Source organism: Mycobacterium sp. 852013-51886_SCH5428379, assembly GCF_001665575.1.
GTDB lineage: Bacteria > Actinomycetota > Actinomycetes > Mycobacteriales > Mycobacteriaceae > Mycobacterium.
In genome coordinates this window covers 1-25,436 of sequence record NZ_LZSU01000032.1, presented here as the reverse complement: position 1 = coordinate 25,436, position 25,436 = coordinate 1, and the positions used below count along the sequence as shown (strand labels likewise).

General features: G+C 69.8%; 21 protein-coding genes and 1 pseudogene. 13 read left to right on the top strand and 9 right to left on the bottom strand.

Annotated features, from left to right (window positions below):
* Positions 1–13: 13 nt before the first annotated feature.
* The 3 genes from A5757_RS13470 to purH are packed head-to-tail and all read left to right on the top strand — an operon-like array spanning position 14 to position 3,637.
* Complete coding sequence (locus tag A5757_RS13470; RefSeq protein WP_231983978.1) at positions 14–1,417, top strand: DUF6350 family protein; 1,404 nt, start codon at positions 14–16, stop codon at positions 1,415–1,417.
* A 10-nt stretch (positions 1,418–1,427) separates the two neighbouring features.
* Positions 1,428–2,057, top strand: a complete 630-nt coding sequence (purN, locus tag A5757_RS13465; RefSeq protein ID WP_066834938.1) for a phosphoribosylglycinamide formyltransferase — start codon at positions 1,428–1,430, stop codon at positions 2,055–2,057.
* Complete coding sequence (gene purH / locus A5757_RS13460; protein WP_066834936.1) at positions 2,054–3,637, top strand: bifunctional phosphoribosylaminoimidazolecarboxamide formyltransferase/IMP cyclohydrolase; 1,584 nt, start codon at positions 2,054–2,056, stop codon at positions 3,635–3,637. The genes purN and purH overlap by 4 nt, the downstream gene beginning before the upstream one ends.
* An 11-nt stretch (positions 3,638–3,648) precedes the next feature.
* On the opposite strand, the gene A5757_RS13455 is transcribed toward purH, so the two are convergent.
* On the bottom strand, positions 3,649–4,767 hold the full coding sequence (locus A5757_RS13455; RefSeq protein ID WP_066834934.1) for a GGDEF domain-containing protein: 1,119 nt from the start codon (positions 4,765–4,767) through the stop codon (positions 3,649–3,651).
* An 86-nt stretch (positions 4,768–4,853) separates the two neighbouring features.
* On the bottom strand, positions 4,854–6,074 hold the full coding sequence (locus A5757_RS13450) for a serine/threonine-protein kinase (protein ID WP_281497910.1): 1,221 nt from the start codon (positions 6,072–6,074) through the stop codon (positions 4,854–4,856).
* A 78-nt stretch (positions 6,075–6,152) separates the two neighbouring features.
* Here A5757_RS13450 and A5757_RS13445 point away from each other — a divergent pair, with 78 nt between their 5' ends.
* The 3 genes from A5757_RS13445 to A5757_RS13435 all read left to right on the top strand — a co-directional run bounded on the left by A5757_RS13445 (position 6,153) and on the right by A5757_RS13435 (position 10,886).
* A complete protein-coding gene (locus A5757_RS13445) occupies positions 6,153–7,535 on the top strand; it encodes a sigma 54-interacting transcriptional regulator (RefSeq protein ID WP_066834977.1) in 1,383 nt (460 codons plus the stop codon).
* Positions 7,536–7,646: 111 nt separating this feature from the next.
* Entirely contained in the window at positions 7,647–9,623 is a 1,977-nt protein-coding gene (locus A5757_RS13440; protein ID WP_066834932.1) for a VWA domain-containing protein, read from the top strand.
* A 138-nt stretch (positions 9,624–9,761) separates the two neighbouring features.
* Positions 9,762–10,886, top strand: coding sequence for a PE-PPE domain-containing protein (locus A5757_RS13435; protein ID WP_197497338.1), 1,125 nt, complete (start codon positions 9,762–9,764; stop codon positions 10,884–10,886).
* Here the strand turns inward: A5757_RS13435 and A5757_RS13430 are convergent.
* The 7 genes from A5757_RS13430 to A5757_RS13400 all read right to left on the bottom strand — a co-directional run bounded on the left by A5757_RS13430 (position 10,883) and on the right by A5757_RS13400 (position 19,992).
* Positions 10,883–11,467, bottom strand: coding sequence for a DUF1707 domain-containing protein (locus tag A5757_RS13430; RefSeq protein WP_066834928.1), 585 nt, complete (start codon positions 11,465–11,467; stop codon positions 10,883–10,885). The genes A5757_RS13435 and A5757_RS13430 overlap by 4 nt on opposite strands.
* Positions 11,468–11,654: 187 nt before the next feature.
* Positions 11,655–12,437 (bottom strand): enoyl-CoA hydratase family protein, encoded by a 783-nt coding sequence (locus A5757_RS13425; protein ID WP_066834926.1) that lies wholly within the window; start codon positions 12,435–12,437, stop codon positions 11,655–11,657.
* Positions 12,437–13,597, bottom strand: coding sequence for an acyl-CoA dehydrogenase family protein (locus A5757_RS13420; protein WP_066834924.1), 1,161 nt, complete (start codon positions 13,595–13,597; stop codon positions 12,437–12,439). The genes A5757_RS13425 and A5757_RS13420 overlap by 1 nt, the downstream gene beginning before the upstream one ends.
* Positions 13,594–15,519, bottom strand: a complete 1,926-nt coding sequence (locus tag A5757_RS13415) for a biotin carboxylase N-terminal domain-containing protein (protein ID WP_066834976.1) — start codon at positions 15,517–15,519, stop codon at positions 13,594–13,596. Before A5757_RS13415 ends, A5757_RS13420 begins: the two co-directional genes overlap by 4 nt.
* Positions 15,520–15,524: 5 nt before the next feature.
* Positions 15,525–17,057 (bottom strand): acyl-CoA carboxylase subunit beta, encoded by a 1,533-nt coding sequence (locus tag A5757_RS13410; protein WP_197497339.1) that lies wholly within the window; start codon positions 17,055–17,057, stop codon positions 15,525–15,527.
* 56 nt (positions 17,058–17,113) lie between these two features.
* The gene (locus tag A5757_RS13405) at positions 17,114–18,274 is read right to left on the bottom strand and encodes an acyl-CoA dehydrogenase family protein (protein WP_066834920.1); all 1,161 of its coding nucleotides are present in this window, start codon (positions 18,272–18,274) and stop codon (positions 17,114–17,116) included.
* A complete protein-coding gene (locus tag A5757_RS13400) occupies positions 18,271–19,992 on the bottom strand; it encodes an acyclic terpene utilization AtuA family protein (RefSeq protein ID WP_066834975.1) in 1,722 nt (573 codons plus the stop codon). Before A5757_RS13400 ends, A5757_RS13405 begins: the two co-directional genes overlap by 4 nt.
* Before the next feature lie 209 nt (positions 19,993–20,201).
* Here A5757_RS13400 and rpmF point away from each other — a divergent pair, with 209 nt between their 5' ends.
* The 7 genes and pseudogenes from rpmF to A5757_RS23180 form a co-directional block, all read left to right on the top strand.
* Positions 20,202–20,375, top strand: coding sequence for a 50S ribosomal protein L32 (gene rpmF, locus A5757_RS13395; protein ID WP_066834918.1), 174 nt, complete (start codon positions 20,202–20,204; stop codon positions 20,373–20,375).
* Between the two features lie 66 nt (positions 20,376–20,441).
* On the top strand, positions 20,442–21,128 hold the full coding sequence (locus tag A5757_RS13390) for a response regulator transcription factor (protein WP_066834916.1): 687 nt from the start codon (positions 20,442–20,444) through the stop codon (positions 21,126–21,128).
* A complete protein-coding gene (locus tag A5757_RS13385; protein WP_066834914.1) occupies positions 21,128–22,654 on the top strand; it encodes a HAMP domain-containing sensor histidine kinase in 1,527 nt (508 codons plus the stop codon). Before A5757_RS13390 ends, A5757_RS13385 begins: the two co-directional genes overlap by 1 nt.
* Positions 22,655–22,753: 99 nt before the next feature.
* Positions 22,754–24,124 carry a S1C family serine protease gene (locus tag A5757_RS13380; RefSeq protein ID WP_066834912.1) on the top strand — a complete coding sequence of 457 codons (1,371 nt, stop codon included), beginning with the start codon at positions 22,754–22,756 and terminating at the stop codon, positions 24,122–24,124.
* Between the two features lie 59 nt (positions 24,125–24,183).
* Entirely contained in the window at positions 24,184–24,681 is a 498-nt protein-coding gene (locus tag A5757_RS13375) for a molybdenum cofactor biosynthesis protein B (protein ID WP_066834910.1), read from the top strand.
* A 163-nt stretch (positions 24,682–24,844) separates the two neighbouring features.
* Positions 24,845–24,982: a hypothetical protein gene (locus tag A5757_RS23440; RefSeq protein ID WP_197497340.1), complete on the top strand. Its 138-nt coding sequence runs from the start codon at positions 24,845–24,847 to the stop codon at positions 24,980–24,982.
* 385 nt (positions 24,983–25,367) lie between these two features.
* Positions 25,368–25,436 (top strand): annotated as a pseudogene (locus A5757_RS23180) (porin); the annotation flags it as partial.

Genomic DNA, 25,436 nt, shown 5'->3' with positions numbered 1-25,436 from the left:
AGGGGGCCAGTTAGTGGATCGGCCAGTCGGCACGCGCCAAGCGCGTGAGCTGCTGCGGGTGGCCTTCGGGCCGTCCGTGGTGGCGCTGGTGATCATCGCCGCGGTCACGCTGCTGCAACTGCTCATCGCCAACAGCGACATGACCGGTGCGTTCGGCGCCGTCGCGAGTATGTGGCTGGGCGTGCACCAGGTGCCGATCTCGATCGGCGGCCGGGAACTCGGCGTCATGCCGCTGCTACCGGTGCTGTTGATGGTGTGGGGCACCGCGCGGACGACGTCGGCGGCCACGCCACCGCGCGGTTCGTGGTTCGTCACCCGCTGGGTGGTGGCCTCGGCGCTGGGCGGTCCGCTGCTGATCGCCGCGATCGCGCTGGCGGTCATCCACGACGCGGCGTCGGTGCTCACCGAATTGCAGACGCCCTCCGCGCTGCGGGCGTTCGGCGGGGTGCTGGCCGTCCACGCGATCGGCGCCGTGCTCGGCGTCGGGTCACGGGTCGGCCGCACACTCGTGCGGACGACGTTCCTGCCGAACTGGCTGCCCGACGCGTTACGGGCGGCCACGGCGGGCGTCCTCGCGCTGGCCGGGCTGTCGGGGCTGGTCGCCGCCGGTTCGCTGATAGTGCACTGGTCGACGATGCACGAACTGTTCGGCATCACCGAATCTGCGTTCGGGCAGTTCAGTCTGACCGTGCTGTCGCTGCTGTATCTGCCGAACGTCATCGTCGGCACCGCCGCGGTAGCGGTCGGGTCCAGCGCACACATCGGGCTGGCCACCTTCAGCTCGTTCACTGTTCTGGGCGGTGACGTCCCCGCGGTGCCGATCCTGGCCGCAATGCCGACGCCGCCGCTCGGACCGGTCTGGGTGGCGCTGCTCATCGTCGCCGCCGCCGCCGCGGTAGCGGTCGGCCAGCAGGTGTCACGGCGCCGCGCGGTGCTGCCCGTCGCCGCGGCGAAGCTGGTGGTGGCGTCCGCGCTGGCCGCCGTCACCATGGCGCTGCTCGGGGAGGCCGGCGGCGGGCGGCTCGGCAACTTCGGCGAGGTGGGCGTCGACCAGACGACGTTCGGGCCCGCGGTGTTTCTGTGGTTCGTCTCGATCGGCGGACTCACGGTCGTGATGGCCGGCGGTATCGCCCGCCGACCGAAACCCGTCCGAGTGGCCGAACCCGACCCCGATCCCGACCCCGATCCCGAGGATGCGTTCGAGGAGGATCCGGACCCGGCCACCACGCCCATCCTCGACGCGGATACCGGACCGATCCCCAGCTCCGACGCCGCCGAGGAGCCGGTGCCACCGCCACCTGCACCGGAACCTCCGGAGCCCGCCGCCGGGCCGATTCCCGAACCGGAGTTCGGCCATGATCCGGAAGACCACTTCATCACCGACGCCGCCGACGACCCACGCCGTCCAGCCGACTAAGCTGCTGCAAGTGCAGCAACCGCTTCATGTGCCCCCGAGCGCACCTGCGCGGCTGGTGGTGCTGGCGTCGGGCACCGGTTCGCTGCTGGCCTCGCTGCTCGACGCGGCGGTCGGCGACTACCCCGCGCGCGTCGTCGCCGTCGGAACCGATCGGCAGTGCGCGGCACTCGACATCGCCGCCGCGGCCGACGTCCCCTCCTACACCGTGCGCCTCGGCCACCACCCCGACCGCACCGCCTGGGACGCCGCGATCACCGAGGCCACCGCTGAGTATCAGCCCGACCTCGTGGTATCGGCGGGCTTCATGAAAATCCTTGGCACACAGTTCCTGTCGCGGTTCGAAGGCCGGGTGGTCAACACCCATCCGGCGTTGTTGCCCGCGTTTCCCGGCGCGCACGCCGTTCCGGACACGCTGGCCTACGGCGTGCGCGTGACCGGATGCACCGTGCACCTGGTGGACGCAGGCACGGACACCGGGCCGATCCTGGCCCAGGAGGCCGTCACCGTCCGCGACGACGACGACGAGGCGACCCTGCACGAGCGGATCAAGGTGGTCGAACGGCGACTGCTGGTGGATGTCCTGGCCGCGGTGGCGACCCGCGGGGTGACCTGGACCGGACGAAAGGCGACCATAGGATGAGCACGACCGAGGGGCATCCCGGATCGAAGAAGCCGATCCGCCGCGCGCTGATCAGCGTCTACGACAAGACCGGACTGGCCGATCTGGCGCGGGGTCTGCACGAGGCGGGCGTCGCGATCGTGTCGACCGGATCCACTGCGAAAACCATTGCCGAGGCCGGTGTTCCGGTCACCCCCGTGGAGGACGTCACCGGTTTCCCCGAGGTCCTCGACGGGCGCGTCAAGACGCTGCACCCGCACGTGCACGCCGGCCTGCTCGCCGATCTGCGCAAACCCGAACATGTTTCGGCGCTCGAGCGGCTCGGTGTCGCACCGTTCGACCTGGTGGTGGTCAACCTCTACCCGTTCAGCGAGACGGTCGAGTCGGGTGCGTCGGTCGACGAGTGCGTCGAGCAGATCGACATCGGGGGACCGTCGATGGTGCGCGCAGCGGCCAAGAACCATCCCAGCGTTGCGGTGGTCGTCGAACCGAACGGGTACGACGGCGTGCTGGCCGCGGTCCGCTCCGGCGGCTTCACCCTTGCCGAACGAAAGATCCTGGCGTCGCTGGCATTCCGGCACACCGCGGAGTACGACGTGGCGGTCGCGACCTGGATGGGCTCGACCCTGGCTCCCGAGGAGCCGGCGCAGCAGCTGCCCGCGTGGGTGGGCGGCACCTGGCGGCGCGCCGCGGTCCTGCGCTACGGCGAGAATCCGCACCAGCAGGCCGCGCTCTACCGCGACAACACCGCGTGGCCGGGTCTGGCGCAGGCCGAGCAGCTGCACGGTAAGGAGATGTCCTACAACAACTACACCGACGCCGACGCGGCCTGGCGGGCGGCGTTCGACCACGAGGACATCTGCGTCGCAATCATCAAGCACGCCAATCCCTGCGGTATCGCGGTGTCGGCGGTGTCGGTGGCCGACGCGCACCGCAAGGCCCACGAATGCGATCCGCTGTCTGCGTTCGGCGGGGTGATCGCCACCAACACCGCGGTCAGCGTGGAGATGGCCGAGACCGTCGCCGACATCTTCACCGAGGTGATCATCGCGCCGGCCTACGAGCCCGGCGCGGTCGAGGTGCTGGCCCGCAAGAAGAACATCCGCATCCTGGTGTGCGCCCAGCCGCCCGAGACCGGGCTCGATTTCCGTCAGATCAGCGGCGGTCTGCTGCTGCAGCAGCGCGATGCACTCGACGCTGCCGGGGACGATTCCGTCAACTGGACGCTGGCCACCGGTGAACCCGCCGACCCGGCCACGCTCGCCGATCTGGTGTTCGCCTGGAAGGCCTGCCGCGCCGTGAAGTCCAACGCGATCGTGGTGGCCTCCGGTGGCGCGACCGTCGGCGTCGGCATGGGTCAGGTCAACCGCGTCGACGCGGCCCGGCTGGCCGTCGCCCGCGCCGGGGACCGCGTGCGCGGGGCCGTCGCCGCCTCCGACGCCTTCTTCCCGTTCCCCGACGGCCTGGAGACGCTGACGGATGCGGGGGTGCGGGCCGTGGTGCATCCGGGCGGATCGATGCGCGACGACGTCGTCACCGAAGCCGCCGCGACGGCCGGCGTCACGCTCTACCTGACAGGCGCGCGGCACTTCGCGCACTGAGGCGCCCGCAGCTACAGCAGCGGTTCGTCGTCCTCGAGCGGGGTCAGCGGCGGGCACTCGACGTGGTGCGCCCGGTTGCCGCCCTTGCTGCGCGCGATGATCACCGCGTTACGGGCGATGTTGAGCAACTCGTCGAGCACCTCGTACGGCGGCCGCTGCGCCAGGCCGCGCATCGGCGTGCTGACCACCCCGATACTCGCCGACGTCCGCGGCGGCGTCGACTTGATGGCGCTGCGGACCCGTTCGACCAGCGGTGAGCTGTCCGTCGTGGCGAAACTGTCGGCGATCAGGAACTCCGCCTGCGGGATGTGCGCGACGACGGCGCCCCGGCGGGTCGTCTCCCGCAGGGTCTGCGCGGTCGCCACGCGCGCCCGCTCACCGGCCCGGCGACCCTTGCTCTGCACCAGCAGGGCGAAGTTGTCGAGTTCGATGACGACCAGTACCAGGAAGCGGTCGTCGTCGCGGCTGCGGCCGGCGATCGACGCAGCCACCGCCCGCTGGAACGCCTCGCGATTGAAGAGACCGGTGAGCGGTTCGATGTCGCTGTTGAGGACATCGATGCCGAGGACGTGCACCAGCGTCTGACACACCAGCGGGGTGGCCAGGTTCACCACAATGAGGAACAGCAGCGTCGAGATCGCGAGGGCCAGATCGCCGTCGACGGCGATGGCCACGGCCATCACGGATGCGGTCACCGTGGCGATCGCGAAGTTGGCCGCCGCCAGGCGCGGGGTGTGGAAGAACGCGATGTACACGGCGAGGACGGCGAACGCCATCGCCCCGAACATGCCGTTGAGCGGATCGGCCTTGACCAGCGTCGCGGCACTGATCAGGATCGACGCGGTCACGGCGAAGACGACCGACTGCCGCTGGGTGAGCCAGCCCTTCCGTACCCACATCACCGCCATCACGGCACACCACCCGGAGACGAGGAGTGTGACCGCGGTGCCGACAGTTCCCGACGGCCCGGCCGGGCTGGGCAGGGAGATGAGCAGTGCGGCGGCGAAACCGACGAGCGCTACCGCGATGAGCCGGCACGTGGCGCGCTGCGCCCCTCGCGTTGCCAGGAACGCGGTCAGCCAGTAATAGTGATCCGGTTGGCGCCACCATTCGCGGACCGCGCTCAGCATCCTGTCCCCCAGACGTCGTCACCCGGTCGCGTGGCCTGGCCAGCAAACCGGTCGACTGTGCCGCACCATTGCACCACGGGCACCGGTCAGGGTGCCACGGCGGTCTGGCCGTCGACCGCCACACCCTCGTCCAGGCCCGGTGCCGACATTCCGGTGGTCGCGTCGTCCTCGGGGCCGGTGGTGACGACGGCGACGACAGAGCCGGCGACCAGCGCCACCACCGCGAGCACTATCGCGATGACCAGCAGCGCCCGGCGGCGCGGCCGCCGGGGTGGCGCGGCCGGGGCGAACTGGCCGCCCGGCATCGGCGCCCCCGACGGACTCCACGGCGAGAACAGCACCGGCGGCCCCTGCGTCGGGGACGTCGGGGGTTGCCCGCCGCCGCTCACGATCGGCGGGCCCGGATACGAGACGCCCGGAGGTGGGCCCGTCGGGGCGAGGGCGGGCGGCGGCGCGGCACTCTGCGGCGCGGCACCGGCCGCGGCCAGCGCCGCAGCGAACTCGTGGCAGGTGGCGAACCGCGCGGCCGGATCCTTGGCCAGTGCGCGGGCCATCGCCGCGTCGAATGCGCGCAATTCCGGTCTGCTGTCGCCGAGCCGGGGAGCCGGGGTGTTGAGGTGGTGGCTGATGATCACCGCCGGATTGCTGTGCGGGAACGGCGGCGCCCCGGTGAACAGCCGGTAGGCCGTCGCCGCCAGCGAGTACTGGTCGGCCCGGCCGTCGATGGGGTGTCCCATCAGCTGTTCGGGGGCGCTGTAGCTCATCGACCCGACCGCGATGTTCGACGACGTCAGCCCGGTGTTGTCGTCGGCGTGGCGGGCGATGCCGAAGTCGGCCAACAGGATCCGGCGCCGTCCCCGGTCGGGTCCGGTGATCAGGATGTTGGCGGGTTTGACGTCGCGGTGCAGCAGATGACGCTGGTGGGCGTAGTCGAGGGCGTCGGCGACCGCGAGCACGATCTCCAGCACGTCGGCCGGCGGAAGCCCGTTCGGATACCGCTCGACGAGCAACCGGGCGGCGTCGTGCCCGTCGACGAAGTCCATCGAGATCCACAGCCGGCCGTCGTACTCACCGCGGTCGTGCACCCCGACGATGTGCGGATGCCACAGCCCCGCCGCGTGGTCGGCTTCCCGGCTGAACCGCTGCCGGTACTCCTCGTCGGCGCTCACCGACGCCGGGAGCACCTTGAGCGCGTCCTGGCGGGGCAGCCGCGGATGCTGCGCGAGGTAGACCTCACCCATGCCGCCGGTGCCCACCAGTCGCACGATGGTGTAGCCCGCGAAGACCTCGCCGGTTTCGAACGGCATGGCCGCAGACTACCGGCGTCATTGTTCGCTCACGGGGGAAGCGGTGCCGCATCCGGCGCGCAGTCGTAGCGTGGTGTGGTGACCCAACCTCAGGATCTGCCCCGCACCGTCGGCGAACTACGTGCCTCCGGCCACCGCGAGCGGGGTGTGAAGCAGGAAATCCAGGAGAACCTGCTGGCCGGATTGTCCGAGGGCCGCGACATGTGGCCCGGCATCCTGGGTTTCGAGGACACCGTCGTCCCGCAGCTCGAACGGGCACTGATCGCCGGTCACGACATCGTGCTGCTCGGTGAACGCGGCCAGGGCAAAACCCGGCTGCTGCGGGCGCTCACCGGTCTGCTCGACGAGTGGACGCCGGTGATCGCCGGCTCCGAGCTGGGCGAGCACCCGTTCAGCCCCATCACCCCGGAGTCGATCCGCCGCGCTGCCGACTCGGGCGACGACCTGCCCGTGGCGTGGCGGCACCGCAGCGAGCGTTACACCGAGAAGCTCGCCACCCCCGACACCAGCGTGGCCGACCTGGTCGGTGACATCGACCCCATCAAGGTGGCCGAGGGCCGCAGTCTCGGCGATCCGGAGACCATCGCCTACGGCCTGATCCCGCGGGCGCACCGCGGCATCGTCGCGGTCAACGAGCTGCCCGACCTCGCCGAGCGCATCCAGGTGTCGATGCTCAACGTGATGGAGGAGCGCGACATCCAGGTCCGCGGCTACACGTTGCGTCTGCCGCTCGACGTGCTCGTTGTGGCCAGCGCGAACCCGGAGGACTACACCAACCGCGGCCGCATCATCACCCCGCTCAAGGACCGGTTCGGCGCCGAGATCCGGACCCACTACCCGCTGGCCCTGTCCGCGGAGGTCGGCGTCATCTCCCAGGAGGCGCAGCTGGCGGCCGACGTACCGGAGTACCTGCTGCAGGTGCTGGCCCGGTTCGCCCGCAACCTGCGCGAGTCCAGCTCGATCGACCAGCGCTCCGGAGTCTCGGCGCGGTTCGCGATCGCCGCCGCCGAGACGGTCGCGGCCTCGGCGCGGCACCGCTCGGCGATCCTCGGCGAGCAGGAGCCCGTCGCCCGGGTCTGCGATCTGGCCACCGTCGTCGACGTGCTGCGCGGCAAGCTGGAATTCGAGTCCGGCGAGGAGGGCCGCGAGCAGGCGGTGCTGGAGCATCTGTTGCGCCGCGCCACCGCCGACACCGCGCAGCGACTGCTCGGCGGCCTCGATGTCGGACCGCTGGTCGCGGCCGTCGAGGACGGGTCGCCGGTGACGACCGGTGAGCGGGTCTCCGCCAAGGACGTGCTGGCCGCCCTGCCCGATCTGCCGGTCATCGAGGAGATCGCCACCCGGTTGGGCGCCCAGTCCGATGGCGAACGCGCCGCGGCCGTCGAGTTGGCGCTCGAGGCGCTGTATCTGGCCAAGCGCATCGACAAGGTGTCCGGCGAAGGCGAAACCGTCTATGGCTAGCCACACGACGATCAAGCGGCGAGGGACGAGCCGCGTTGAGGAGTGCGGCCATGTCGCCTAGCCACACGACGATCAAGCGGCGAGGGACGAGCCGCGTTGAGGAGTGCGGCCATGTCGCCTAGCCGGTCGTCCCGGTATTCGCGCTACACCGGCGGGCCCGATCCGCTGGCCCCGCCGGTCGATCTGCGCGACGCGCTCGAGCAGATCGGCGAGGACGTCATGGAGGGCAGTTCGCCCCGGCGCGCTCTGTCGGAGCTGTTGCGGCGCGGCACCAAGAACATGCGCGGCGCCGACCGGCTCGCGGCCGAGGCCAACCGGCGACGTCGTGAGCTGCTCAAACGCAACAACCTCGACGGCACCCTGCAGGAGATCAAGAAGCTGCTCGACGAGGCCGTGCTGGCCGAACGCAAGGAGCTGGCCCGCGCGCTCGACGATGACGCCCGCTTCTCCGAGCTGCAGATCGAGTCGCTGTCGCCGTCGCCGGCGAAGGCCGTCGAGGAACTGTCCGACTATCAGTGGCGCAGCGAGGAGGCGCGGCAGAAGTACGACCAGATCAAGGATCTGCTCGGCCGCGAGATGCTCGACCAGCGGTTCGCCGGGATGAAGCAGGCGCTGGAGAACGCCACCGACGAGGACCGCCAGCGGGTCAACGACATGCTCGACGACCTCAACGACCTGCTTGACAAGAACGCCAAAGGGCAGGACACGCAGCAGGATTTTCAGGACTTCATGGCCAAGCACGGCGAGTTCTTCCCGGAGAACCCGCGCGACGTCGACGAGCTGCTCGACGCGCTGGCCAAGCGGGCCGCCGCCGCGCAGCGGTTTCGCAACAGCCTGTCCGCCGATCAGCGGGCCGAACTGGACGCGCTGGCCCAACAGGCGTTCGGATCACCGTCGCTGATGAACGCGCTCAACCGGCTGGACTCGCATCTGCAGGCGGCGCGGCCGGGGGAGGACTGGAACGGCTCGTCGGAGTTCTCCGGCGACAACCCGCTCGGTATGGGTGAGGGCGCGCAGGCGCTGGCCGACATCGGCGAACTCGAACAGCTCGCCGAACAGCTCTCGCAGAGCTACGCGGGCGCGTCGATGGACGACGTGGATCTCGACGCGCTGGCCCGCCAACTCGGCGACGACGCCGCGGTCGACGCCCGCACCCTCGCCGAACTCGAACGGGCGCTGATGAACCAGGGCTTCATGGACCGCGGCTCCGACGGCAAGTGGCGGTTGTCGCCGAAGGCCATGCGTCAGCTCGGTCAGGCCGCGCTGCGCGACGTCGCCCAGCAGCTGTCGGGGCGGCACGGCGAGCGCGACACCCGGCGGGCGGGCGCGGCCGGTGAGCTGACCGGCGCGACACGGCCCTGGCAGTTCGGCGACACCGAGCCGTGGAACGTCACCCGGACGTTGACCAACGCGGTGCTCCGGGCGGCCGGCGGTCAAGAGCGAAGCGTGCCGATGAGCATCACCGTCGACGACGTCGAGATCTCCGAGACCGAGACCCGCACCCAGGCCGCGGTGGCGCTGCTGGTCGACACCTCGTTCTCGATGGTGATGGAGAACCGGTGGCTGCCGATGAAGCGGACAGCGCTGGCGCTCAACCACCTCGTGAGCACCCGGTTCCGGTCGGATGCGCTGCAGATCGTCGCATTCGGCCGCTACGCACGGACGGTGACCGCCGCGGAGCTGACCGGTCTGGAGGGCGTCTACGAGCAGGGCACCAACCTGCACCACGCGCTGGCCCTGGCCACCCGGCACCTACGTCGGCACCCGAACGCCCAGCCCGTCATCCTGGTGGTCACCGACGGGGAGCCGACCGCCCACCTCGAGGACTTCGGCGACGGCGAGGGTTCTGCAGTGTTCTTCGATTACCCACCGCATCCGCGGACCGTCGCGCACACTGTCCGCGGCTTCGACGAAGTGGCCCGGCTCGGGGCGCAGGTGACGATCTTCCGGCTCGGCAGCGATCCGGGGCTGGCACGGTTCATCGACCAGGTGGCGCGGCGGGTGGGCGGCCGGGTGGTGGTACCCGATCTCGACGGTCTGGGGGCCGCGGTCGTCGGCGACTATCTGTCGTCGCGCCGGCGTCGCTGACACGCGCGACGCAAACGAGCGTCACCGATGTGGCGCGCCATGCGTTACGGTTTGCTGAATTCATCGCGTCCGGGGGTGGAATGCAGCGGGGAGGCTGTGGACGCGGGCTGTGTCGTTTCGTGCCCGGAGGGAAGAAGCTTGTCTGCGCCGTTGATGGGACGTGCCCGCCGGGCGTTGGTTCCCGCGCTGATCGGCGGTGCCGCGGTGGCCACCGTGGCCGCGGTCGGCGGCGTGGCGGTGATCAGCCCGGAGATCGTCGCCTCGACGATGAACGACTGGACGGCGCCGATCGCGGCGCGCGGTTCGACGGATGACCACGGCGACTTCTACCGCAGCGCGCTCGCCGACAGGCGCGGACCCGTCTCCGTCGACTTCCACGCCGGTCCATCCGGTCTCGGGCCGACGCCCGGCCACGCCATCCGCGACGAGGTGGTGGTGGCCTCCGGCTGGGGGACCGCCGATACCAGCCTGTTGCTGAACTACCTGGCCGATGCCGGTGACCCGGTGACGGGTACCGCGGTCTACGTCCTCGACAACAACGTCGCGCGGCCGAACGGCGGATTCGGCACCCGGTACCCGACTTTCGGACTCTTGGGAGCAGACCCGGCGCCCACGCCCGCGTCTCCGGGGGCCGAGGTCGTCGACGTCGGCTATGAGTACGACATGGACGGCAACGCGCCGGCGTACCTCCTCAACGGCGTCTCGCTGGTCAACTCACTGATGGCCCACCTCGACGCCAGATCGCAGCGCGACGCGGTGGACCTCCCGGTCTCCATCGGGGCAGACGGCACCGTCGTGGTGAGGGACGGGTGCGAAAAGGGCTGTCGAACGGCCGATGGTTTCGCGCGCATCGAACGCGTCGGAGAGACCACCTATGTGTCGTACGAAAGCGAGGATCTGCCGCTCACCCGTCCGTTGCGCCGCCTGGGTGGGGTGGCCGGCGCCCGCATCGCCGACGCGATCGATCCCGCGCTGCGCACTGTGGTGGACTTCGGCTATCCCGACAACGATCCGCTGGCGAATCCGGGTCGGTACACCTCCGCGCGGCTGGTGCCGACCGCGCGGCAGACGCGGGCGTTCGTCGACGACTTCTCCGTTGCTGTCCGCACCGGACTGAACACGATGTCCGCGCGCGGCGAGCCGGAACGCGAATCCGGTACCGGGCGGAGCCGCGCCACCCCGCGCGGTGCGGACACGCCGGGTCCGACCGGCGCGGCGCCTGCGCGGGGTCCGACCTCGAAGGGCGGCGTCGCGGGCGGTTAGGTGCTCTTGCGATGCTTGCGTTTGACGGCGACGCGGCCCCACAGGGCGAAGCCGCGGATGCGCACGTGCGGCGCTCCTGGCAAACCCTCGCCGGGCACGCTGTGGTCGAACGCGCCCATGACGCCGACACCGTTCAGATCGACGTTCACCTCCGGCGGCACCAGGATGGTCTGTCCGCCGAACACCGAGTAGGTCCGGACGTCGACCACCGGTGCGGTGAAGTCGGCGTACCGCAGGTCGACGACGCCGCTGCCCAGGAAGGCGACGGTGGTGAGCCGCCGGGGGACGTTCCACCGGCCGCGGCGTTCGAAGCCGCTCATGATGGCCAGGAGCAGGGTCGACGGGGCCGGACGGCACGGTCCGTTGCCCCGCAGGTTGGTCATGGCGCCGGGGAGATCGGCGCTGACGGAAGCCAACTCATCGTAGGTCTTGGCGGCGTACGCCTTGGTCAGCCGATCCTCGTACTCGTTCATCTGGAGGCGGCCCTGCGCGGCGGCATCGGTGAGGAACTGCGCGATCTGGATCCGATCGGTATCGGCAGCGCGCTGTGCTCCGTTCCGCGGCGTTGCAGGTGTGCTCATCGCCTACGAGGGTACGACGATCACTGGTACATGCAAGAGCGTTCATGAAACTGCTGCCGTGCCGCGTCGGCGAAGCTGCTAGCCGAGCGAAGCTTTGTCGGATCGACCTCGGTTGCCCACCCGAATTCCTCCGGAAATGCCGCTGCGGTGCGTGCTATCGGCGACTCGGGGGCGGCGGATGTGATGTTCAGCGCGGGGTCTGGTGGGCCGACCAGTTCGGCGCTCGCTTCTGCAGAAACGCCGTCATCCCCTCACGGGCTTCCTCGGAGACGAACAGCGCCGCGGACTGGGCCGCGAGGTCGTCGGCCGCCCGGTCGAACGTCTCCAGCACTGCCGCGGTGGTCAGGGCCTTCGATGCCGCGAGCCCCTGTGGTGAGCCACGGCCGACCTCGGCGGCGAGCGCGGCGACGTCGGCCTCGACGTCGGCGGAGGCGATGCTGATCAGCCCGATCGCAGCGGCCTCGGCGGCGCCGAACTTCTCCCCGGTGACGAAATAGCGACCCGCCGCGCGGGCCGTCATCTTCGGCAGCAGGGTCAGCGAGATGATCGACGGGGCGACACCGATGCGGGCCTCGGTCAGAGCGAACGTGCTGTTCGTCCCTGCGACCACGATGTCGCAGGCGCCGACCAGCCCCATTCCACCCGCGCGGACGTGCCCGTCGATCGCGCCGATCACCGGCACCGGCAGGTCCAGGATCGCCCGCAGCGCCGCCGTCATCTCTTGCGCCCGGTCCAGCGCCGCCGCGGCCGGGTCCGCACCGGAGGATTCGGACAGGTCCGCGCCGGCGCAGAACGTGCCGCCGGTGTGGCCGAGCACCACGCAGCGCACGTTCGGATCGGCGGCGGCCGCGCGTAGACCGGCATGCAACTGCTCGACCAGCGCGGTCGACAGTGCGTTGCGGTTGTGCGGGGAGTCCAGTGTCAGCCGGGCCACCGCGCCCTCGACGCGGTAGTGGACGCGAGCGCTCATCAGTAGGACTTCGGGAGGCCCAGCGACGTCTGTGCGACGAAGTTGAGGATCATCTCCCGGCTCACCGGGGCGATCCGCGCCAGCCGGGACGCCACCAGCGACGCCGCGACACCGTACTCCTTCGTCAGGCCGTTGCCGCCCATGGACTGCACGGCCTGATCCACCGCCCGCACCGACGCCTCACCGGCGGCGTACTTGGCCATGTTCGCCGCCTCGGCTGCGCCGACGTCGTCGCCGTGGTCGTACAGCGCCGCCGCCTTCTGCATCATCAGCTTCGCCAGCTCGAGCTCGATGTGGTTCTGCGCCAACGGATGCGAGATGCCCTGATGCGCGCCGATCGGGGTCTTCCACACCTGGCGGGTCTTGACGTAGTCGACCGCTCGGCCGACCGCGAAGCGGCCGATGCCCACCGCGTTCGCCGCACCCATGATCCGCTCGGGGTTGAGCCCGGCGAACAGCTGCGCGATCGCGGCGTCCTCCGAACCGACCAGCGCGTCGGCGGGTAACCGCACGTCGTCGATGAACAGCTGGAATTGGTTCTCCGGACTGATGATCTCCATGTCGATCTTCGTCCAGTGCAGCCCCGGAGTATCGGTCGGCACGACGAACAGCGCCGGTTTGAGGTTCCCCGTGCGGTGGTCGGCCATCCGGCCGACCACGAGCACCGCCTGGGCCTGGTCCACGCCGGAGATGTAGGTCTTCTGACCGGTCAGGATCCAATCGTCACCGTCGCGGCGGGCGGTGGTGGTGATCCGGTGCGAATTCGAGCCGGCATCGGGTTCGGTGATGGCGAACGCCATCGTGATCGAGCCGTCGGCGATACCCGGCAGCCAGCGCTGCTTCTGGTCCTCGGTGCCGAACCTGCTGATGATGGTGCCGTTGATGGCGGGGGAGACCACCATCATCAGCAGTGCCGATCCGGCGGTCGCCATCTCCTCCATCACCAGCGCAAGCTCGTACATGCCGGCGCCGCCGCCACCGTACTGCTCGGGCAGGTTCACCCCGATGAAGCCGAGGCGGCCTGCCTCCTCCCACAGCTCGGTGGTGTGCTCGCCGGCCCGCGCCTTCTCCAGGTAGTAGTCCTGCCCATAGCCGCCGGCCATCGCGGCGACCGCCTTGCGCAGCGCCTGCTGTTCGTCGGTCTCGACGAATCCGGTCATGGTTCTCCTCCAGGGTTGTCCACACGGGCGAGGATCGCCCCGACCTCGACCTGCTGGCCGGGTGTGACGTTCAGTTCGGCGAGGACGCCGTCGCCGGGGGCGGCCAGCGTGTGCTCCATCTTCATGGCTTCGAGCCAGATCAGCGGCTGGCCTGCGGTGACGGTGTCGCCGACGGCGGCGCCGACGCGGACCACGGCGCCGGGCATCGGCGCGACGAGGGAGCCCTGCGCGACGGCGGCGTCCGGGTCGGGGAAGCGCGGCATCGCCGTCAGCTGCACGGCGCCCAGCGGTGAGTCGACGAACACCTCGGTGCCGTACCGGCAGACGTCGAACCGGGACTCGACCGCACCGACGCGCAGCACCGTGTGGTCGGGTGCCGTCGTGACCACCGTGACGTCGGAATGGCCGGCGATGTCCACACCGCGGCGGGTGAACCGGTACTGCACCTCGAGATCGCCGCCGTCGGCGTCGCCGAAGCGTTTGACCTGGTGGCCGGAGGCGAGGTTGCGCCAGCCGCTGGGAGCGGCGGCGAACACGGTCGCCGCGGCACGGTTGCGGGCGGCGTCGGCGAGTGCGGCGGCGACGGCCGAGAGGTCGGCCGCGCGGGCGTGCCGGGCGGGCGCGCTGAGTGCGGACAGGCCGTGGGTGTCGAAGAACGCGGTGTCGGTGGCGCCGTCGAGGAAGGCCGGATGACGCAGCACGTTGACCAGCAGATCGCGGTTGGTGCGCACGCCGTGCACCCGGGTGCGGGCCAGCGCGTCGCTGAGCCGGGCCGCGGCCTGCCGCCGGGTGGGCGCATACGAGATCACCTTCGCCAGCATCGGATCGTAGAAGATCGACACCACGGAGCCGTCGACGATGCCGGTGTCCACCCGCGGGCCCGCGGGCACCTCGAAGCGGTGCACCGTCCCGGCCTGGGGCTGCCAGTTCTTCGCCGGATCCTCCGCGTACAGCCGGGCCTCGATGGCATGGCCGCGCGACGGCGGTGGTGCGGGATCAAGGCTGCCGCCCTCGGCGACCAGCAGCTGCAGTTCGACGAGGTCGAGGCCCGTGGTCTCCTCGGTGACCGGATGTTCGACCTGCAGACGGGTGTTCATCTCCAGGAAGAAGAACTCGCCCCGACGGTCGGCCATGAACTCCACGGTGCCCGCGCCCGTGTAGCCGATCGCGGTCGCGGCCAGCCGCGCCGCCTCGAACAGCCGCTCGCGCATCCCGGGCGTGCGTTCGACCAGCGGTGAGGGCGCCTCCTCGATGATCTTCTGGTGCCTGCGCTGGATCGAGCACTCGCGTTCGCCGACCGCCCACACCGTGCCGTGCTGGTCGGCCATCACCTGGACCTCGACGTGGTGGCCGGCCGCGAGGTACCGCTCGCAGAACACCGTCGGGTCGCCGAACGCAGACTGCGCCTCGCGTTGCGCGGCCTCGACCTCGCCCGTCAACGCGTCGAGGTCGCGGACGACCCGCATCCCGCGCCCGCCGCCCCCGGCCGACGCCTTGACCAGCACCGGCAGCTGGTCGGCGGTCACGGTGGCCGGATCGAGTTCGTCGAGGACCGGTACGCCGGCGGCGGCCATCAGCTTCTTCGCCTCGATCTTGCTGCCCATGGCGGCGACCGCGGCGGGTGGTGGCCCGATCCACGTCAGTCCGGCGTCCTGTACGGCCCCCGCGAAATCGGCGTTCTCCGAAAGGAATCCGTATCCGGGATGGACGGCGTCCGCACCGGCCGCGTGGGCGGCCGCGATGAGTTGGGCGGTGTCGAGGTAGCCGTCAACCCGCACCCGCGCGTCGGCCTCCGCGACGTGCGGGGAACCGGCGTCCGGATCGGTGTAGACGGCGACCGTGCCGATACCGAGGCGACGGCAGGTGGCGAACACCCGGCGGGCGATCTCGCCGCGGTTGGCGACCAGCACTCTGTTGATCATGGCGCTCACATCCGGAAGACGCCGAAGTTCGACGTCCCCTCGATCGGGCCGTTCGCGATGGCCGACAGGCACATTCCCAACACCGTCCGGGTGTCGCGCGGATCGATGACGCCGTCGTCGTAGAGCCTGCCGGACAGGAACATCGGCAGGGACTCCGCGTCGATCTGGGCCTCGATCGCGGCCCGCAGGGAAGCATCAGCGGCGTCGTCGACTTCCTGGCCACGCGACTCGGCGGCGGCCCGGCTGACGATCGAGATCACTCCTGCGAGTTGGGTGCCGCCCATCACCGCGGCCTTCGCGCTCGGCCACGCGAACAGGAACCGGGGGTCGTAGGCCCGCCCGCACATCCCGTAGTGACCGGCGCCGTAGGAGGCGCCGATCAGCAGTGAGAGGTGCGGCACGGTCGAATTGGACACGGCGTTGATCATCATCGAGCCGTGTTTGATCATGCCGCCCTCCTCGTACTGCCTCCCGACCATGTAGCCGGTCGTGTTGTGCAGGAACAGAAGTGGTGTGTCGGCGCGGTTGGCCAGCTGGATGAACTGGGTGGCCTTCTGGGCCTCCTCGCTGAACAGCACACCGCGTGCATTCGCGAGGATGCCGATCGGATAGCCGTGCAGGGTGGCCCACCCCGTCACCAGGGATGACCCGTAAAGCGCCTTGAACTCGTCGAACTCCGAGCCGTCGACGATGCGGGCGATCACCTCGCGGGGGTCGAACGGGATGCGCAGGTCGGCCGGGACGATGCCGAGCAGTTCCTCGCCGTCGTAGCGCGGTTCGGTCACCGGACCGGGCGGCGGACCGTGTTTACGCCAGTTCAGCCGGGCGACGATACGCCTGCCGATGCGCAGCGCATCGAGTTCGTCGACGGCGAAGTAGTCACCGAGACCAGATGTGCGGGAGTGCATCTCGGCGCCGCCGAGCGATTCGTCGTCGGCTTCCTCGCCGGTGGCCATCTTCACCAGCGGTGGTCCGGCGAGGAACACCTTGGAGCGTTCTTTGATCATGACCACGTGATCGGACAGGCCCGGGACGTACGCGCCACCGGCCGTCGAGTTGCCGAAGACCAGCGCGACGGTCGGGATGCCGGCGGCCGAGAGCCGCGTCAGGTCGCGGAACATCCGTCCGCCGGGGATGAAGACCTCTTTCTGCGTCGGCAGATCCGCCCCGCCCGATTCGACCAGAGAGATGACCGGAAGCCGATTCTCCATCGCGATCTGGTTGGCGCGCAGGATCTTCCGCAGCGTCCACGGGTTGCTGGTGCCGCCCTTGACCGTGGGGTCGTTGGCGATCAGCACGCATTCGACGCCGCTCACCGCGCCGATACCGGTGACTACGCTCGCGCCGACCGCGAACTCGCTGCCCCAGGCGGCCAGGGGGCTGAGTTCGAGAAACGGCGAATCGGGGTCGAGCAGCAGCTCGATGCGTTCGCGTGCGGTGAGTTTGCCGCGGGCGTGGTGGCGCTCGACGTACTTCGCCCCGCCACCGGCAAGCGCCTTGGCGTGCTCGACGTCGAGCTCCTCGAGTCTGGCGGTCATGGCGGACGCCGCCTCGGCGTAGGCGGGTGAGCGCGGATCGACCGCGGAGGTGAGGGTCACGCCTGATATCCCATCGTCTTGGCCGCCAGCGAGGTGAGGATCTCGGTGGTGCCGCCGCCGATCCCCAGGATCCGCATATCGCGGTACTGGCGTTCGACCTCTGATTCGGCCATGTAGCCCATCCCTCCGAACAGTTGCACGGCCTGGTTGGCGACCCATTCGCCGGCCTCGACGGCGGTGTTCTTGGCGAAGCAGACCTGGGCGATCAGGTCAGGGTCGCCGGAGAGCTGCCGTTCTACGACGTGACGGGTGTAGACACGGGCGATGTCGATGCGGCGGGCCATCTCGGCGAGGGTGTTCTGCACCGACTGCCGGGAGATCAGCGGCCTGCCGAAGGTCTGCCGGTCGCGGCACCACTGCACGGTGAGGTCCAGACAACGTTGCGCGCCGGCGTAGGCCTGCCCGGCCAGCCCGACCCGCTCGCTGACGAAAGCGCCTGCGATCTGGGCGAATCCGCTGTTCTCGGCGCCGACGAGGTTGGCGGCCGGCACCCGGACGTCGGTATAGGACAGTTCGGCGGTGTCCGAGGAGCGCCAGCCCATCTTGTCGAGTTTGCGGGTGACCGCAAATCCCGGGGTGCCCTTGTCGACGACGAGCAGCGAGATGCCCGCTGCGCCCGGCCCGCCGGTGCGGACAGCGGTGACCACGTAGTCGGCGCGGACCCCGGAGGTGATGTAGGTCTTGGCGCCGTTGACGAGGTAGTACGGCCCGTCGGCGCCCGAGACCAACTCGGCCCGGGTGGTGAGGTGCCCGACGTCCGAACCGCCGCCCGGTTCGGTGATGGCCAGGGCGCCGATCAGCTCACCGCGCAGGGTCGGCCGCACGTAGGCGTCGATCAGCCGGGCGTCGCCGGAGGCGGCCATGTGGGGTGTGGAGATGCCGGAGGTGAACAGCGATGCGAATACGCCGCCCGGTGCGCCGGCGTAGTGCATCTCTTCGCAGATCACCAGGGCGTCGGCGCCGTCGCCGCCCTCGCCCCCGACGGCCTCGGGCAGTCCGGCGCCCAGCAGCCCGGTCTCGGCGGCGCTGCGATGCAGCGCGCGGGGCAGCTCACCGGTGCGCTCCCACTCGGCGACGTTCGGAAGTATTTCGCGTTCGACGAACGCGCGCACCGACTTTCGCAACTGCTCCCGCTCCGGGGTGTGCCAGATACTCATACGAGGAACTCCTCCGGGATGTCGAGGTGCCGGCTGCGCAGCCATTCGCCGAGTCCTTTGGCCTGCGGATCGAAGCGCGCCTGGTACGCCACCCCCTGCCCGAGGATGCCTTCGATGACGAAGTTGACCGCCCGCAGGTTCGGCAGCAGATGCCGGGTGACGGGTAGATCCCCGGTCTCGGGCAGCAGTTCTCGCAGCCGGTCGACGGTGAGGGTGTGCACGAGCCACCGCCACTGCGCGTCGGTTCTGCACCAGACCCCGACGTTGGCGTCGCCGCCCTTGTCGCCGCTGCGCGCCCCGGCGATCAGCCCCAGCGGCGCCCGCCGGGTCGGCCCGGGCGACAACGGTGGCGGCAGCGGCGGTTCGGCCACCGGTTCCAGCACGGCCGTCTCGGCGGCCGCGGGGATGTCGGTGCGGTCGCCGTCGGCGTGCACCGCGACGTGCGGAACCTCGGTCGCGTCGACGTGGGCTGCGGTGAACACGCCGTAGACCTGACCGTCAGCCGGCGGGGCGACGGTGGTGAATCCGGGATAACTGGCGAGTGCCAGTTCGACTGCGGCAGATGAGAATCGGCGTCCCACGACAGCGGGGTCGGGATCGCGGACCACGCAGCGCAGCAGCGCGCTGGCGGTCTCCTCGGTGTCGGCGTCGACGCGATCCGTGCGCGCCAGCGTCCACTCGAGTTCGGCCGGTCTCGTCGTCAGCGCCGCCTCGAGCTGCCGACGCGCCAGAGCCGCCTTGGCGTCCACGTCGAGACCGGTGAGCACGAACGTCATCGCGTTGCGGAAGCCGCCGAGGCTGTTGAGGGAGACCTTCGCCGTCGGCGGCGGCGGCTCCCCCCGGGCTCCGGAGATGCGGACCCGGTCGGAGCCGTCGGCGTCCAGTGTCAGCGCATCGAGACGCAGGGTGACGTCGGGGTTCGGATACCGTGCGCCGGCGATCTCGTAGAGCAGTTGCGCGGTGACCGTGTCCACGGTGACCGCCCCGCCGGTGCCCGGATGTTTGGTGATCACCGAGGAGCCGTCGGCGTGGATCTCGGCCACCGGGAAGCCCGCGTGCAGCAGATCGGCGATCTCGGTGAAGAAGGCGAAGTTCCCGCCGGTGGCCTGGGCGCCGCATTCGATGACGTGGCCGGCGGCGACGGCCCCCGCGAGCGCGTCGTAGTCGGTGCGCTGCCAGCCGAAGTGCGCGGCGGCCGGCCCGACGGTCACCGAGGCGTCGGTGACCCGGCCGGTGACGACGACGTGCGCGCCACGGTTCAGGCAGTCCGCGATGCCCCAGGCGCCCAGATAGGCGTTGGCGGCCAGCGGACTGCCCGAGCCAGTGGGTTGGATGCCGCCGACGGTCAGGTCGCCGGCACGGCCGATCAGGTCGTCGCCCTCCACATGCGCGACCGTGACGGACAGCCCGAGCCGGTCGGCCAGCGCGCGGACCGCGGCGGCGAGGCCTGCGGGATTGAGGCCGCCGGCGTTGGCGACGATGCGGACCCCGCGATCCATCGCGACGCCGAGGCAGTTCTCGAGTTGCCGCAGGAACGTGTGGGCGTAGCCGCGCTCCGGATTCTTCGCCCGGTCGCGGGCCAGGATGAGCATGGTCAGCTCGGCGAGATAGTCGCCGGTCAGAAAGTCCAGGTCACCGCCGACGAGCATCTCGTGCATCGCCGCCAGCCGGTCGCCGTAGAACCCCGAGCAGTTGCCGATACGAACCGGGTTCGTCAACCAGAACTCCCATACGTCGAGGGCCAACCAACCGGTAGGTTAGCCGTAACCCGCGGTTCTGTTCGCGAAATCACCACACGTCCGCGGCCGGTCCCTCGCGAACTGTTTTGGAGGCGGTGCTGCTCACCGGTTATCCTGGGTGGCACTTGCCTGCGCCCGCGTCCTGCGGATACCCGCGCGGCACCACCCGCACGAGGAGAAGCTTCAACATGGCTGTGCCCAAGCGCAGAATGTCGCGCTCGAACACCCGTAGCCGCCGCGCGCAGTGGAAGGCCACGCCCACCGAGCTCGTCGGTGTGACCGTCGCCGGCCAGCAGCACAAGGTGCCCCGCCGCCTGCTCAAGGCTGCCCGCCTCGGCCTGCTGAACCTCGACCGCCGCTGAAACAGGTCGACGTCATAACGGCGCGTCTCTCAGCCGCGTCTCAGGCGTTGGGTTGAAACTGGGACTGTGCGCATACTTGTCGTCGACGACGATCGTGCCGTGCGCGAATCCCTGCGCCGGTCCCTGTCCTTCAACGGTTACTCGGTAGAGCTCGCTCAAGACGGCGTCGAAGCGCTGGATCTAATCGCCAACGACCGCCCCGACGCGGTCGTGCTGGACGTGATGATGCCGCGACTGGACGGCCTGGAGGTCTGTCGACAGCTGCGCAGCACCGGCGACGATCTGCCGATTCTCGTCCTGACCGCGCGCGACTCGGTGTCCGAACGCGTCGCCGGTCTCGACGCCGGCGCGGACGACTACCTGCCCAAACCGTTCGCGCTCGAAGAACTGCTCGCGCGGATGCGGGCGCTGCTGCGTCGCACCGCCCCGGACGACGCCGGTGAATCGCCGGCCATGACGTTCCTCGACCTCACGCTGGATCCGGTCACCCGCGAGGTCACCCGAGGATCCCGGCAGATCAGCCTCACCCGCACCGAGTTCGCGCTGCTGGAGATGCTGATCGCGAATCCCCGTCGGGTGCTGACGCGCAGCCGCATCCTCGAGGAGGTGTGGGGGTTCGACTTCCCGACGTCGGGTAATGCTCTCGAGGTGTACATCGGCTACCTGCGGCGCAAGACGGAGGCCTCGGGTGAGCCGCGGCTGATCCACACTGTTCGCGGGGTGGGCTACGTACTCCGCGAGACACCGCCCTGATGTCGGTCGCCCCACCACCTGCACCCCCCGGCGAGCCCAGCCGCTCGAAACCGCCGCGCACCAGTTCCTTGTCGCTGCGGTGGCGGGTGATGCTGCTGGCGATGTCGATGGTGGCGCTGGTGGTGGTGCTGATGTCGGTCGCGGTGTACGCGGTGGTGTCGCGGGCGCTCTACGACGACATCGACAACCAATTGCACAGCCGGGCCCGGCTGCTCATCGAGAGCGGATCGCTGGCCGCCGACCCCGGCAAGGCGATCGAAGGCACCGCATACTCCGACGTCAACGCGATGCTGGTCAACCCGGGCCGGTCCATCTACACCGCCAACCAGCAGGGCCAGACGCTGCCGCTCGGTGAGGCCGAGAAGCAGGTGATCGACGGAGAGCTGCTGCTGTCGCTGCGCACGGCCAACCACCAGCGCGTGCTCGCCGTTCACCTCACCAACGGCAGCACGCTGCTGATCTCCAAGAGTCTGGCGCCGACCAGCCAGGTGCTCGGCAGCCTCGGCACGGTGCTGCTCATCGTCGGCGGGATCGGGGTGACGGTCGCCGCGGTCGCCGGTGGCATGGTCGCCCGCACGGGTCTGCGTCCGGTCGCGCGCCTGCGGAAGGCGGCCGAGCGTGTCGCGCGCACCGATGATCTGCGGCCGATACCGGTGTATGGCAGCGATGAACTCGCCCGGCTCACCGAGACGTTCAACATGATGCTGCGGGCGCTCACCGAATCCCGCGAGCGGCAGGCCCGGCTGGTGTCCGACGCCGGCCACGAGCTGCGCACCCCGTTGACGTCGCTGCGCACCAACGTGGAGCTGCTCATGGCCTCGCAGGCGCCCGGTGCGCCGCGGCTGCCGGAGGAGGAGATGGCCGATCTGCGTGCCGACGTCATCGCCCAGATCGAGGAACTGTCCACGCTGGTGGGCGATCTCGTCGACCTCACCCGTGACGATGCGGGCGGGGTGACCTACGAACCCGTCGACGTGGCCGAGGTCGTCGACCGCAGCCTCGAGCGGGTTCGGCGTCGCCGCAACGACATCGAGTTCGACGTCCGCCTCATCGGTTGGCAGGTCTACGGCGATGCGGCCGGGCTGTCCCGCGCGGTGCTGAACCTCCTCGACAACGCCGCGAAATGGAGTCCCCCCGGCGGTCGAGTGAGAGTCGTTCTGACCCAGACGGATCCGGTGCACGCCGAACTGGTCGTCTCCGACGAGGGTCCGGGCATTCCCGAACAGGAGCGCCGCCTGGTCTTCGAGCGCTTCTACCGGTCGACCGCGGCCCGCGCCATGCCGGGATCCGGACTGGGTCTGGCGATCGTCAAACAGGTCGTCCTCAAACACGGTGGGGCGCTGCGGATCGAGGAGACCGTTCCCGGTGGGGAACCGCCGGGCACGAGCATCTACATGATGTTGCCCGGTCGGCCCGTCGACAGCCGCAACGACGATATGGACGACGACCCGGACACCCACAACGGCGAATCGCCGATGCGCCAGTCGAACCGGGATCCTGCGTGGTCACGCGCAGAGAATGGATGACGAACTCTAAGTCGATTCTCAGCCCAGATGGGCACTGTGAAGCTGCGCCCGACGTTGAACCGTTGTCGGACCACTTACGAGGGAGAGCACCGAAGCGACATGACCAACTACCCGAGGTATTCACCGCCGCCGCAGCAACCCGGGCCCCGGCCGGGTGGCCACGACTCCGGATACCCGGGTGCGCCGCGGCAGGACGGCTATCCACAACAGCAGCCGTACGACTGGCGCTACGCCACCGCCGGACAGCCGCAGCAGCCGAACCCACAGCAGCCGAACCCGCAACAGCAGTTCCGGCCGCCTTATGACCCGTACCGCGGCGCCGCGCAACCCACGATGGTCGTCGGCGCTCCGCCGCGACCGGTCCGGAAACAGTCGCGCGCAAGCTCACTCGCGATCGGCGCACTCGCGATCGCGATCGTCTCGGCCGGTATCGGTGGCGGTGTTGCGACACTCGCCCAGCAGGACCGGCCCGCGATCAGCAGCTCACTCGGCGCCGCACCGAGTCAGCCCGCCGCCGCGCTGCCCGCCGGCAGTGTGGAGGAGGTCGCGGCGAAGGTGGTCCCGAGCGTGGTCAAACTCGAGACCAACCTGGGCCGGGCCTCGGAAGAGGGGTCGGGAATCGTCCTCACTTCCGACGGTCTGATCCTGACCAACAACCACGTCGTCGCCGCGGCGGGCCCCACGCCCAACGCGCCCAGCGGGCCGCCCGCCGAGACCAAGGTGACGTTCTTCGACGGTAAGACCGCCAAGTTCACCGTCGTGGGCACCGACCCGAGCAGCGACATCGCCGTCGTGCGCGCCGAGAACGTCTCGGGGCTGACGCCGATCTCGCTCGGATCGTCGGCCGATCTGCGCGTCGGACAGGACGTCGTGGCCATCGGCTCACCGCTCGGTCTGGAGGGCACTGTCACCACCGGCATCATCAGCGCGCTGAACCGTCCCGTCGCCGCGGGTGGTGACACCAGGAACCAGAACACGGTGCTCGACGCCATCCAGACGGATGCGGCGATCAACCCCGGCAACTCCGGTGGCGCGCTCGTCAACATGAACGGCGAACTGGTCGGCGTGAACTCCGCGATCGCGACCATGGGCGGCGACTCGCCGCAGGCACAGAGCGGGTCCATCGGCCTGGGCTTCGCGATCCCGGTCGACCAGGCCAAGCGGATAGCCGACGAACTGATCCAGAACGGCAGCGCCTCCCACGCCTCGCTGGGGGTGCAGGTCAGCAACGACACCACCAGCGACGGCGCCAAGATCGTCGAGGTCACCAAGGGTGGAGCCGCCGCGGCAGCGGGGCTGCCCAGCGGCGTCGTGGTCACCAAGGTCGACGACCGCGTCATCAACAGCGCCGACGCGCTGGTGGCGGCCGTCCGCTCGAAGGCCCCCGGCGACACGGTGACGCTGACGTTCCTGGATCCGGCGGGCAAGCCGCAGAATCTGACGGTCACGCTCGGCAAGGCGCAGCAGTGACCACCGTCGTCTCGCCTTGGGGTGCACCGCCGCAGGTGCCCACATATACGGTTGAGGTCATGGAACAGCCTGGGGAGTTGGTGGGCCGCGCGCTCGTCGTCATCGTCGACGACCGCACCGCGCACGGTGACGCGCAGGACCACAGCGGTCCATTGGTCACCGAGCTGCTCGGTGAAGCGGGATTCGTCGTCGACGGCGTCGTCGTGGTGTCCGCCGACGAGGTGGAGATCCGCAACGCCCTGAACACCGCCGTCATCGGCGGCGTCGACCTGGTGGTGTCGGTCGGTGGCACCGGTGTGACGCCACGCGACGTCACCCCCGAGGCAACGCGCGACATCCTCGACCGCGAACTGCTCGGCATCTCCGAGGCGCTGCGCTCCTCCGGGCTGTCGGCCGGCATCGTCGACGCCGGGGTGTCCCGCGGCCTGGCCGGGGTCTCGGGCAGCACGCTGGTCGTCAATATCGCCGGATCTCGCGCCGCCGTCCGCGACGGCATGGCGACGCTGGGCCCGCTGGCCGTCCAGATCATCGGTCAGCTGTCCAGCCTGGAAATTTGACGGTTCCGGAAAAGAGCGCCGTCACGACGGGATATCCCGTCGTGACGGCGCTCTTTCCCGTGGTGGATGCGCCTCTACTGTTAACGCGAGATGAACGCGCATCCAACGGAAAAGTGATCTTGGCCACACCGGGGGTATCGAAGTGACAGAGCGGAAACGCCGCGTGTCCGACACAGTTAACAAGGTGTTCGGCGAGGTCCTACCCGATACCACCGCCGACGAGCGTGACAGCGACTCGTCGTCGGCCGACGCCGACCACGATCGTTGGTTACGGGACAACGTTCCGCCCCACCACGACTGACTTCGGCTCTTCGCGATCCGAAACGAATCCGCTGGCCACCGGTCTGACACTGGATGCCGCCGCAGCCGGAGGGGCAACCCGCGACGTGCCGGCCGGTCGATTCCACGTCAGGCTCTGACGATTGATCAATACGGCTGACAGCACATTCACAGCAAATGCCGGGCGCTGGTTCAGCGCAATACCGGACAATTGTCGCCCGCGTTGCCGCCCGCATAGGCCCCCGATATGTTCCTCGTGTCGTAGTGGATGAGACAGGCGTAAGAGCGGCGTGTGGGCTTTCTAATCCCCATCGCACGTTGACCTTGCGAGGTGCTCGGCTGGGTGTGGCCGGACACTCCACCAATTGAGTCGGTGATCGAAAGTCACCGTGGCAGCTAGGGAGATCATGAAGGCAATCAGTCGGGTGTTGATCGCGATGGTGGCGGCCGTCGCGGCTCTGTTCACGAGCACGGGC

Excerpts from the sequence above, each read along its gene's own strand:
- A5757_RS13375 (WP_066834910.1), top strand. The coding sequence starts at position 24,184 with ATGGAACAGCCTGGGGAGTTGGTGGGCCGCGCGCTCGTCGTCATCGTC.
- A5757_RS13450 (WP_281497910.1), bottom strand. The coding sequence starts at position 6,074 with ATGCCGTTCGAAACCGGCGAGGTCTTCGCGGGCTACACCATCGTGCGA.
- A5757_RS13420 (WP_066834924.1), bottom strand. The coding sequence starts at position 13,597 with ATGACCGGATTCGTCGAGACCGACGAACAGCAGGCGCTGCGCAAGGCG.
- A5757_RS13410 (WP_197497339.1), bottom strand. The coding sequence starts at position 17,057 with ATGACCGCCAGACTCGAGGAGCTCGACGTCGAGCACGCCAAGGCGCTT.
- rpmF (WP_066834918.1), top strand. The coding sequence starts at position 20,202 with ATGGCTGTGCCCAAGCGCAGAATGTCGCGCTCGAACACCCGTAGCCGC.
- A5757_RS13455 (WP_066834934.1), bottom strand. The coding sequence starts at position 4,767 with ATGCTGAGCGCGGTCCGCGAATGGTGGCGCCAACCGGATCACTATTAC.
- A5757_RS13385 (WP_066834914.1), top strand. The coding sequence starts at position 21,128 with ATGTCGGTCGCCCCACCACCTGCACCCCCCGGCGAGCCCAGCCGCTCG.
- A5757_RS13415 (WP_066834976.1), bottom strand. The coding sequence starts at position 15,519 with ATGATCAACAGAGTGCTGGTCGCCAACCGCGGCGAGATCGCCCGCCGG.
- A5757_RS13405 (WP_066834920.1), bottom strand. The coding sequence starts at position 18,274 with ATGAGTATCTGGCACACCCCGGAGCGGGAGCAGTTGCGAAAGTCGGTG.
- A5757_RS13425 (WP_066834926.1), bottom strand. The coding sequence starts at position 12,437 with ATGAGCGCTCGCGTCCACTACCGCGTCGAGGGCGCGGTGGCCCGGCTG.
- purH (WP_066834936.1), top strand. The coding sequence starts at position 2,054 with ATGAGCACGACCGAGGGGCATCCCGGATCGAAGAAGCCGATCCGCCGC.
- A5757_RS13440 (WP_066834932.1), top strand. The coding sequence starts at position 7,647 with ATGTCGCCTAGCCGGTCGTCCCGGTATTCGCGCTACACCGGCGGGCCC.
- A5757_RS13430 (WP_066834928.1), bottom strand. The coding sequence starts at position 11,467 with ATGAGCACACCTGCAACGCCGCGGAACGGAGCACAGCGCGCTGCCGAT.
- A5757_RS13380 (WP_066834912.1), top strand. The coding sequence starts at position 22,754 with ATGACCAACTACCCGAGGTATTCACCGCCGCCGCAGCAACCCGGGCCC.